The 11102-nt window shown below is 41.8% G+C and carries 9 protein-coding genes; 4 read left to right on the top strand and 5 right to left on the bottom strand.

Annotated features, from left to right (window positions below; all coding sequences use genetic code 11):
- Positions 1 to 301: 301 nt before the first annotated feature.
- The 5 genes from mnmE to rpmH all read right to left on the bottom strand — a co-directional run bounded on the left by mnmE (position 302) and on the right by rpmH (position 4157).
- A complete protein-coding gene (gene mnmE, locus JQC92_RS18775) occupies positions 302 to 1678 on the bottom strand; it encodes a tRNA uridine-5-carboxymethylaminomethyl(34) synthesis GTPase MnmE (protein WP_205001084.1) in 1377 nt (458 codons plus the stop codon).
- 109 nt (positions 1679 to 1787) lie between these two features.
- Positions 1788 to 3422, bottom strand: a complete 1635-nt coding sequence (yidC, locus tag JQC92_RS18770) for a membrane protein insertase YidC (RefSeq protein ID WP_205001083.1) — start codon at positions 3420 to 3422, stop codon at positions 1788 to 1790.
- Between the two features lie 3 nt (positions 3423 to 3425).
- Positions 3426 to 3680, bottom strand: coding sequence for a membrane protein insertion efficiency factor YidD (gene yidD, locus JQC92_RS18765; RefSeq protein ID WP_129945270.1), 255 nt, complete (start codon positions 3678 to 3680; stop codon positions 3426 to 3428).
- On the bottom strand, positions 3647 to 4003 hold the full coding sequence (gene rnpA / locus JQC92_RS18760) for a ribonuclease P protein component (RefSeq protein WP_205001082.1): 357 nt from the start codon (positions 4001 to 4003) through the stop codon (positions 3647 to 3649). Before rnpA ends, yidD begins: the two co-directional genes overlap by 34 nt.
- A gap of 16 nt (positions 4004 to 4019) precedes the next feature.
- Complete coding sequence (gene rpmH, locus JQC92_RS18755; RefSeq protein WP_006083827.1) at positions 4020 to 4157, bottom strand: 50S ribosomal protein L34; 138 nt, start codon at positions 4155 to 4157, stop codon at positions 4020 to 4022.
- Positions 4158 to 4629: 472 nt separating this feature from the next.
- Between rpmH and dnaA the strand changes: the two genes are divergently transcribed.
- The 4 genes from dnaA (at position 4630) to gyrB (ending at position 10932) form a co-directional block, all read left to right on the top strand.
- Positions 4630 to 6012: a chromosomal replication initiator protein DnaA gene (gene dnaA, locus JQC92_RS18750; RefSeq protein WP_205001081.1), complete on the top strand. Its 1383-nt coding sequence runs from the start codon at positions 4630 to 4632 to the stop codon at positions 6010 to 6012.
- 187 nt (positions 6013 to 6199) lie between these two features.
- Positions 6200 to 7300, top strand: coding sequence for a DNA polymerase III subunit beta (dnaN, locus tag JQC92_RS18745; protein ID WP_205001080.1), 1101 nt, complete (start codon positions 6200 to 6202; stop codon positions 7298 to 7300).
- Between the two features lie 118 nt (positions 7301 to 7418).
- Positions 7419 to 8501: a DNA replication/repair protein RecF gene (gene recF / locus JQC92_RS18740; RefSeq protein ID WP_205001079.1), complete on the top strand. Its 1083-nt coding sequence runs from the start codon at positions 7419 to 7421 to the stop codon at positions 8499 to 8501.
- A 13-nt stretch (positions 8502 to 8514) separates the two neighbouring features.
- The gene (gyrB, locus tag JQC92_RS18735) at positions 8515 to 10932 is read left to right on the top strand and encodes a DNA topoisomerase (ATP-hydrolyzing) subunit B (protein ID WP_205001078.1); all 2418 of its coding nucleotides are present in this window, start codon (positions 8515 to 8517) and stop codon (positions 10930 to 10932) included.
- The last annotated feature ends 170 nt before the right edge of the window (positions 10933 to 11102 follow it).

Raw genomic sequence — 11102 nt, 5'->3', positions numbered from 1 at the left:
AAACTCCCTCTTTATCTTGGTTTTTTTGAGTTTGTACACAATGCTGGCCTACGAGGTAAAGGGCTGCTTGAGCCACTCATTCAACTATTGGTTACCTAGCAGTCTTGAACCCGATATGAGCCACTTTCATTTGTGCCCCCAATATGCCCCCAGATTTAGCAATAATTATCATGGGGAGGCACTGCGGGGACAAGAGTAGTCAAGTAACGACAATCAATGAATAACAACGATAAAGGTGAATGCTGTTATTTCAAAACCTTACTTGTTTTTGACTGTCGTTTTTTGTCCTTAATTGTCCTGCTTACTTACCAATACAGAATGACGAGAATATTTTGCCGAGTAAATCGTCTGAAGTAAATTCGCCAGTAATATCAGAAAGCGCCTGCTGCGTCATACGCAGATCTTCTGCCAACAATTCTCCGGCTTGAAAGACTTCTAATTGTTGTTTACCCATTTGCAGATGTTCACTTGCTAAAGCGAGTGCTTCAAGGTGACGTCGACGTGCCATAAAGCCACCTTCAAGATTACTTTCAAAGCCCATAAGATCTTTTAAGTGTTGTTTGAGTTCATCAACGCCTTGGCCATTTTTAGCTGAGATACGGTATACCTCATAATGATGACCGTCTTTGGTATCATGTGAAGTGGTTGCAACGGCTTCGCCGGTGATATCGGCTTTATTACGCACAACAGTAACGCCTAAATTAATAGGTAGACGATCAATAAAATCAGGCCAAATATCATGGGGATCAACGGCTTCTGTTGTCGTACCATCCACCATAAACAGTACTCGATCGGCTTGCTCTATTTCTTCCCAAGCGCGTTCAATACCAATTTTTTCTACGGCATCTTGGGTATCACGTAACCCCGCAGTATCGATAATATGGAGTGGCATACCGTCTAAATGTACATGCTCACGCAAAACATCACGAGTTGTACCCGCAATATCAGTCACAATGGCTGACTCTTTACCTGCAAGTGCATTCAATAGGCTAGATTTGCCGGCATTAGGGCGACCAGCAATGACGACTTTCATCCCTTCACGGATGATAGAGCCTTGTTGAGCACTGGCTTGTACTTCATCTAGGCGGTCGATGACGTTATACAAGGCTGTGGCGATTTTACCATCACTGAGAAAATCGACTTCTTCATCAGGGAAATCAATAGCAGCTTCGACGTATAAACGCAGATTAGTCACTTGATCCACTAACTGATGAACTTGAGTTGAAAATTCACCTTGTAATGACTGCAATGCACTTTTAGCCGCTTGTTCACTGGAGGCGTCAATCAAGTCAGCAATAGCTTCAGCCTGAGTTAGATCCAGCTTGTCATTCATAAAAGCTTGTTCACTAAACTCACCAGGCTTAGCTGTGCGAATGCCATCTGTTTCGAGTACACGTTTAATGAGCATGTCTAGAACAACTTGGCCACCATGACCTTGAAGTTCTAAAACATCTTCACCAGTGAAAGAGTTCGGTTGCTTAAAGAAAAGGGCAATACCTTGATCTATCACGCTGTCATCTTGCGCTTTAAAGTCACAATAATCGGCATATCGCACTTTAGGGGTGTGACCTAAAACCGATTGTGCTACTTGTTCTGCTTGCGGCCCAGATACTCGAATAATACCGACACCGCCACGCCCCGGGGCTGTTGCTTGAGCGACAATCGTTTCTTTGGTCACAACATTTACCTTTTCTGATTTTATACAACAATAACAAATAAAAAAGCGGCTTAACTGAGTGAGTTAAGCCGCGGTTATTATCCTTTAAAATGCTGAGCTTAAAAAGCCTCTACTTCTCTGCTTTTTTCTTTTCTAAGCCTGCATAAATAATTTTTTGCTGAGTGATAGCCACCAAGTTACCGACTAACCAATATAGAACCAGACCTGCTGGGAACCAGAGGAAGAATACAGTAAATACCACTGGCATCCACTGCATCATTTTCATTTGCATTGGATCCATCGTAGGCGACATTGGTTGCATTCTTTGCATTAACCACATAGAGCCACCCATTAATAATGGCAAGATGTAGTAAGGATCCTGTACTGATAAGTCAGTGATCCATAGCATAAATGGCGCATGTCGTAGCTCATAACTTTCAAGCAATACCCAATACAAGGCAATGAAAATAGGCATCTGTAGCAGAATCGGTAAACAACCACCCATTGGGTTTACTTTTTCTTTCTTGTACAGCTCCATCATGGCCTGACCCATCTTCTGACGATCATCACCGTGACGCTCTTTCAGTTGTGCCAGTTTCGGTTGCAAGTCACGCATTTTCGCCATTGACGTGTACTGCTTCTTAGTCAATGGATACAGCGCACCACGTACGACTAAGGTAATTAGGATAATTGCGATACCCCAGTTAGCGACAAGCATATGGAATTTAAGCAACAACCAATGAATTGGAATCGCCAACCACCATAGGAAGCCATAATCTACAACGAGATTAAGCGTAGGAGAAAGCGCTGAAAGAGCCTTTTGATCTTTTGGACCAACGTAGAATTCAGCTTTAATGCTCTGTGATGCACCTGGAGCTACATCGTAACTTGCACCTTTAAAGCCAATGTTGGCTTTGCCGCCTGCACTTACGCTGGTGTAGATTGAGTTTTTGTCATTTGCAGGTGGGATCCAAGCTGATACAAAGTAGTGTTGCAGCATCGCCACCCAACCACCAAGCGTTGACTCTTTTAGATCGTTCTTCGCAATTTCATCAAACTTATATTTTTCGTAGCGTGTATCCTGCGTTGAGTACGCTGCACCACGATAAGTTGGCATCATCATGCTGCCTTCGTGCGGTTTGATGGTCTCTTTAATTTGACCATACATTTGCACTTGCAGATTTTCTGATGACGTATTGTTGATGTTGTAATCAACACCTACGTTAAATTTACCACGTGTAAAAGTGAATGTTTTTACGTACTTTACACCATTGTTTGCTACGTAAGTTAACGGTACAGTTAATGTGTCTTGACCGTCTGCTAAAGTGTAATCTGACTTTTCAACACTGAATTTAGCTCGACCAGACTTCGCGCTATCAATACCGCCTTTACCAATCAAGCCACTTTGTGCAATGTAGGTAAATTGGTTATCTTGTGACATGATAACGAACGGCTTATCACTGCCTTCTTCAAGTTTATGAGCGATTAAGGCTGCATAAACAATATCACCACCAACAGGGTTGATTTTGATATCAAGTTGGTCAGTTTTAACTGTGAGCAAATCTGTTGTATTTGTCACTGCAGAAGATGGAAGAGTGCCATCGGCCTCTGGTACATCAGCTGACTGAGTGTGTGAGCTTGCTGGGCTCGATACAGAAGAAGTAGTTGCGGCAGGTTGAGGATTATTATCCGTCTGCCACTGTTGCCACAGCAAAAAGCTGACAAACAGTAGTCCTACAAGCAATAGATTGCGTTGTGATTCCATAGCCTATTTATTACACCTATCATGTTTTTGTGGGACGGGATCTATTCCGCCGGGATGTAAAGGGTGACATTTTAATATGCGTTTGATTGCAAGCCAACTCCCTTTTGCACTGCCATGAACCTTTATAGCTTCAATAGCATAGTGAGAGCAAGTCGGTGTGAAGCGACACCTCGGCCCCAATAAGGGACTGATAAAAAGTTGGTAGCCTCTAATGAGCTTGGTAATTAGCCATTGTAGCGGCGACTGAGTTTGCGCCATAGCTTATTCACCAATTTATGTAATTGAGCATTATCCAAGTCCATCACCCCTCGTCTGACCAGTACAACAATATCTACATTCGGTAAATCATGTTGAGTTAAACGAAAGCTGTCACGCACTATTCGTTTGACTCTATTGCGACCTACTGCAAGTTTAACTTGTTTTTTAGGTACAGTTAAGCCGACCCGAGGATGGTCTAATTGATTTGGTACTGCCAATAAAGTGATTTCAGCCGAAGAAGCTTTAATAGGATTGGAAAATACGTGATTGAATTGTGCGGGAGTTAACAGACGCAACTCCCGCATAAAGGTGTAACTAGTCACCTGTGCTTACTACCTATTATGCAGATAGACGCGCACGACCCTTTGCACGACGACGTGCAAGAACCTTACGACCGCCTACAGTAGCCATGCGAGCACGGAAGCCGTGAGAACGCTTGCGCTTCAGGTTGCTAGGTTGAAAAGTACGTTTACTCATTATGGCAATCCGTCTTTGTTATCGTTAATAAACCTTATCTCTAAATTTTCTTCTTAATAATTTAAGTCGAAAGAGGTAAGGACAAAAAAGAGGCCGAATTGTAATCACTTTCGACAATGGCGTCAATAACCATTACCGATAAGTGCACAATTAATGGCGAACTTGTGTAAATTAATTATCAAACAAACTACCAAGGAATGTGGATAACTTTGTGTAATACCACAAGATGTAGTAGTTTTTTATGATCTTATTCACAATCAAGTTTTGCTATTATAGATCAAGTTAGATCGGTAAACCAAGCGCCAGATGGCGCTAATTAAAGGTTTTTACGATCAAAGTTGATCATGGGTGATCTGGTCCATAAAAATTATATTGATCTATCTGGGGATAAATTGATTTTAAAGATAGCGATCTGAATCGACACACTATAAAATACGGATCTTTTTTGGTGATCAATTTGGGGAAGACATCAGTGGCAGTTTCGCTTTGGCAACAATGTATCGGACGACTGCAAGATGAGCTCTCAGCTCAGCAGTTCAGTATGTGGATTAGACCGTTACAAGCCGAAATGGATGGGGAAACATTAGTACTGTATGCACCTAATCGATTTGTTTTGGACTGGGTGAGAGATAAATACATCAACCAGATCAACCAATTCTTTATCGAGCAAATGGGGAATGATGCGCCAACATTGCGTTTTGATATTGGCAGTAAGCCTGCCACTAAAGCGCCAGCCAGCCCGGTAACACCGGTGCCTGTTGTTGCGAGTCCTACAGTGGCTAAACCGATGCCATCTTTTGCTCCAAGTCACGATAAAGCACCAAACCCAAATTATCGAAGCAACATCAACCTGACTTACCAATTTGATAACTTCGTTGAAGGTAAATCGAACCAACTGGGTAAAGCAGCGGCATTACAAGTATCTGAAAATCCAGGTGGTGCTTATAATCCACTCTTTTTATACGGTGGAACAGGTTTAGGTAAAACCCATTTATTACATGCTGTAGGTAATGGCATTATTAAGAATAAACCTGATGCTAAAGTCGTTTATATGCATTCAGAGCGTTTTGTTCAAGATATGGTCAAAGCGTTGCAAAATAATGCCATTGAAGATTTTAAGCGTTACTACCGCAGTGTTGATGCATTATTTATCGATGATATTCAATTTTTTGCCAATAAAGATCGTAGCCAAGAAGAATTTTTCCATACCTTTAATGCGTTATTGGAGGGCAATCATCAAGTCATTTTGACTTCGGATCGCTATCCAAAAGAAATCGACGGTGTAGAAGACCGCTTAAAATCTCGTTTTGGATGGGGTCTTACTGTTGCCATTGAACCACCAGAGTTAGAAACTCGCGTGGCGATTTTGATGCGTAAAGCTGAAGAGAGTGGTATCAATCTACCTGATGAAGTGGCTTTCTTTATTGCTAAGCGTTTACGTTCCAACGTTCGTGAACTCGAAGGTGCGTTAAATCGTGTGATTGCTAATGCAAATTTCACTGGCCGTCCAATTACCATTGACTTTGTTCGTGAAGCACTGCGTGATTTACTGGCATTGCAAGAAAAATTGGTGACCGTAGACAATATTCAAAAGACAGTCGCAGAATACTATAAAATCAAGATGGCGGATATGTTATCAAAACGCCGTTCTCGCAGTGTTGCCCGTCCAAGACAAGTTGCAATGGCATTAGCTAAAGAACTCACTAACCAAAGTTTGCCTGAAATTGGTGATGCGTTTGGTGGTCGAGATCATACTACGGTATTGCATGCTTGTAGAAAAATTGCGCAGTTACGTGAAGAAAGTCATGACATTAAAGAAGATTATGCTAACTTAATTAGAACGTTATCTTCTTAATTTAAAAAGAAAACAAATAATAATAAAAGCTTCGATAAATCATCCCAGTGTTATCGTATCTGCTAACACTGGCATCCAGTGGCTTTTTTAAATAGAATCAAACTGAATACTTCAGTATTAGTCTGAATATCACTAGATGTCATTCAGTCGTTTACTTTTTAAATAAAACATCAGGGAGCTAGAAAGAATGAAATTTTCTATTGATAGGGATGCCCTATTAAAACCACTTCAATTAGTCTGTGGTGCAGTAGAAAAGAAAGCCAATATGCCTATTTTGGCTAACGTCCTGATGGAGGTGAGTAATAACTCACTTAAAATGACAGGTACAGATTTAGAAGTTGAATTGGTCGATCAAACGCCGGTTCAAGGTGATGTAATTGAAGGTCGTACGACTGTCCCATCTAAGAAGTTTCTTGATATTGTAAAATCACTGCCCGATCAAACGGAGTTATTCATCGAACAACAAGAAAATAAATTGTTGTTACGTTCTGGTCGCAGTCGTTTCTCTCTAGCGACATTACCCGCAGATGAATATCCAAATGTTGAAGCCTTTGAAGGCAGCATTGAATTCAGTTGTAAGCAAGGTACCTTGCGTTCAATTATTGATGCGACACAGTTTTCAATGGCCAATCAAGATGTGCGTTACTATTTAAATGGTTTGTTATTAGAAACCGACGGTAGTGTACTACGAGCTGTTGCGACAGATGGCCACCGCTTGGCGTTGAGCCATCAAAATATCGAAGCTCAATTGCCACAAAAGCAAGTCATTGTGCCACGTAAAGGCGTTATGGAAATGATGCGTTTAATGGACGCAGAAGATCAAGACGTCAGTGTCGTTATTGGCGAAAATGCCATTCGTATTACGACAGGCAGCTCAGTGTTTACCAGTAAGTTGGTTGATGGACGCTTCCCTGAATACGATAGAGTACTGCCAAAAGGTGGCGATAAAATTGTATTAGCGAGCCGTAACCATTTGAAGCAAGCGTTACTTAGGGCTTCAATTTTATCGAATGAAAAATTCCGTGGCGTTCGCGTTCAGATTGAAACGAACACCATGAAGATCACGGCCAATAACCCTGAGCAGGAAGAAGCGGAAGAGATCGTCGATATCGAATACGAAAATACGCCGTTAGAAATTGGTTTTAATGTAAGTTATCTATTAGATGTACTTAATCATATCCGTGCCGATGACGTGCGTATTACCTTGATCGATAATAACTCCAGTGCGTTAATTGAAAACCACAAAGAAGAAGATTCTATGTACGTGGTCATGCCAATGCGCTTGTAGGTTCTGTCGTCACTCCTGCGAAAGTGGGAGTCCAGTGTCTTTTTTGTTGTTAAATGAATAAGTAAAAGTCACTGGTTACCCGTTTTCTTGGTAAGACAAAATAGGTAATTAATATTCAATGAGCCTCGTTCAACTCCAGATCACCGATTTTCGAAATATTAAATCAGCTCGACTGCAACTCAGTCGTGGGCTTAATTTGATCTCTGGCCTCAATGGCAGTGGCAAAACCAGCATATTAGAAGCCATTTATTTTTTAGGGATGGGACGCTCATTCCGCAGTCATTTGGCACAGCGGGTGATCAATAACGAGTCTGAACAGCTGGTTTTATTTGCAGAAATTGAGCAAGCACAAGGTAATGCTAAACTGGGATTACGTCGCTTACGCAATGGTGAGATTGAAGTCCGTTTGAATGGGGAAAAGCTCAAGCGTTTATCAGAGTTAGCGGAAACCTTGCCGATACAAGTTATTACCCCTGAAAGTTTTTCATTACTGTTTGAAGGTCCAAAATCCAGACGCCAATTTATTGATTGGGGTGCGTTTCATTCTGATCCTCAGTTTCATTCAGCATGGTCAAATGTAAGACGGATTTTAAAGCAAAGAAATCAATTACTTAAAAATCAGGCTGATTATCAAACAATTGAGTATTGGGATCGGGATTTAGTGCGTTATACTGAGCAAGTTACTGAAATTCGAAATCAGTATGTTCACTCGTTAAATTCGCTTTTAACAGGTATAATTGAAGCGTTTTTACCTCAGGTTGATGTCAAAGTCAGTTTTACTCGAGGATGGGACAGCAAAACCTCGTATGCTGATGCATTACAAAGTCAATATTCAAGAGACTTAAACAGCGGAAATACAGGAAGTGGCGCCCATAAAGCCGATTTACGACTACGGGTAGGCAATATGCCTGCGCAGGATGCGTTATCCCGTGGTCAATTAAAGTTATTGGTTTGTGCCTTACGTATTGCTCAGGGGCGTTTACTCAAAGAGCAAATTAATAAGAACAGTATCTATCTGGTGGATGACTTGCCATCAGAACTAGATGCTCGGCACAGACAATTGTTGTTAACACAGCTAGCAGATACAGGGTCACAAATATTTGTGACTGCAATTGAACCGACTGCTATCGTTGATTCGTTACATTGCCCGCCAGACAGGATGTTTCATGTGGAACAGGGACATGTTGCGGTAACCGAATAATTGAGAGAATAATATGTCAGAGAATAGTTACGATTCTTCGAGTATTAAGGTATTAAAAGGCCTTGATGCGGTACGTAAAAGACCTGGGATGTACATCGGTGACACCGATGACGGTACAGGCTTACACCACATGGTGTTCGAAGTGGTCGATAACTCTATCGATGAAGCGTTAGCCGGTCACTGTAACGACATTACCATTACCATCCACTCTGATGGCAGTGTGGGTGTAAAAGATGATGGTCGTGGTATTCCGGTTGCTATTCACCCAGAGGAGGGCGTTTCAGCAGCACAGGTTATTATGACCGTATTACACGCTGGTGGTAAGTTTGATGATAACTCCTATAAAGTATCCGGTGGTTTGCATGGCGTAGGTGTTTCAGTGGTAAACGCACTGTCTGAAAAGCTTCAGTTAACCATTCGTCGTGACGGAAAAGTTCATGAACAATTTTATAATATGGGTGAGCCAGTAGACCCGATTAACATTGTTGGTGATACTGATAAGACGGGGACTGAAATTCGTTTTTGGCCAAGCTCTGAAACCTTTAGCAACACATTATTCCATTTTGATATTCTTGCTAAACGTGTTCGTGAATTGTCATTCTTGAACTCAGGTGTTGGCATTCGCTTGGTTGATGAGCGTGATGGTAAAGATGAGTTCTTTAAGTATGAAGGTGGTATCGGTGCATTTGTTGAGTATCTAAATACCAATAAAACGCCAGTAAACAAAGATATCTTCCATTTTATTCAAGAACGCGAAGATGGCATAACCGTTGAAGTAGCGATGCAATGGAATGATGCTTATCAAGAAAACATTTTCTGTTTTACCAATAACATTCCACAGCGTGATGGTGGTACTCACCTTGCTGGTTTCCGTAGTGCACTAACTCGTAACTTAAACAGTTATATGGAGCGTGAAGGCTACAATAAGAAAAACAAAACCAGTGCCAGTGGTGATGATGCTCGTGAAGGTTTAACCGCAGTTATTTCGGTAAAAGTGCCAGATCCAAAGTTCAGCTCACAAACCAAAGATAAGTTGGTTTCGAGTGAAGTAAAAAGTGCGGTTGAGCAAACCATGGGCGAACAGCTGAATGATTTCTTATTAGAAAACCCGAACGAAGCCAAATTGATTGTTGGTAAAATCATCGATGCAGCTCGTGCTCGTGAAGCAGCACGTAAAGCGCGCGAAATGACACGCCGTAAAGGGGCATTGGATTTAGGTGGTCTGCCGGGTAAGCTGGCGGATTGCCAAGAGAAAGACCCTGGTCTTTCTGAAATATATATAGTGGAGGGTGATTCTGCGGGGGGGAGTGCTAAGCAAGGCCGTAACCGAAAGAACCAAGCCATTCTGCCACTTAAAGGTAAAATCCTTAACGTAGAAAAAGCGCGTTTTGATAAAATGCTATCGTCACAAGAAGTTGCGACACTTATTACTGCATTAGGTTGTGGTATTGGTCGTGATGAGTACGACCCAGATAAAACCCGTTATCACAACATCGTTATCATGACCGATGCCGACGTAGATGGCTCGCACATTCGTACTTTGCTGTTGACCTTCTTCTTCCGTCAAATGCCTGAATTGATTGAGCGTGGCTTTATTTATATTGCTCAGCCACCACTGTATAAAGTGAAAAAAGGCAAACAAGAGCAATACATTAAAGACGAAGATGGCTTGACGCAATACCTAACGACGTTAGCGTTAGATGGCACCAGCATTCATCCCACTCAGGGTGCGCCAGGTATGGGTGGTGAGCCACTTGAGCGTTTAGTTACTCAATATCGCAGTTTTGAAGCCATTCTTAAGCGTATTGAACAACGTTTCCCAATTACCTTATCGGGGCGTTTACTTTATCAATCTAAAGTAACTAATGAAATGTTGGCTGATGAAGCTCAAATGACGTCTTGGGTTAATGCTTTTGTTGCTGATTTATCTGAGCAAGGTGACGGCGGCAAGATTTACACCGGCTCAACCGTATTAGATGCTGAACGTCAGGTTTACTTACCGAATATTACTGTTCGTAAACACGGTATTGATACCAATTATTTATTTGGCTTCGAATTCTTAATGTCTACAGATTACAATACGATTGCAACGCTGGCGTCAGATCTAGAAGGTTTGATTGAAGAGGGCGGCTTCGTTAAACGTGGTGAAAAAGTGAAGCAAGTTGATACTTTTGTTGAAGCATTAGAATGGTTAGTGACTGAAGCCAAGCGTGGTCTTTATATCCAACGCTACAAAGGACTTGGTGAGATGAACCCTGAGCAGCTTTGGGAAACAACAATGGATCCTGAAAGCCGTCGTATGCTGCAAGTTACGATTGAAGATGCAGTTGCAGCTGATCAATTATTCTCAACACTTATGGGTGATCACGTAGAACCACGTCGTGAGTTTATTGAGTCGAATGCATTAAATGTGGCGAACTTAGACGTTTAATACGCTGCAGATACTCTATACTTATTGAAAGCTAGCCTAATGTGCTAGCTTTTTTGTTTGCCCAGCGAAGCTGGCAAACCCGACAGGTTGAAAGAAACCTGTATCGCCCCGACTGAGGGGAAGATAATCCGAATGGCAAGGGCGTTGTTGGCTAACGGCAGGGTCTGAAG

Origin of the sequence: Parashewanella hymeniacidonis (assembly GCF_016900895.1) — a bacterium.
In the GTDB taxonomy this organism is placed as follows: domain Bacteria; phylum Pseudomonadota; class Gammaproteobacteria; order Enterobacterales; family Shewanellaceae; genus Parashewanella; species Parashewanella hymeniacidonis.
This window is presented reverse-complemented; position numbering and strand designations above follow the sequence as displayed.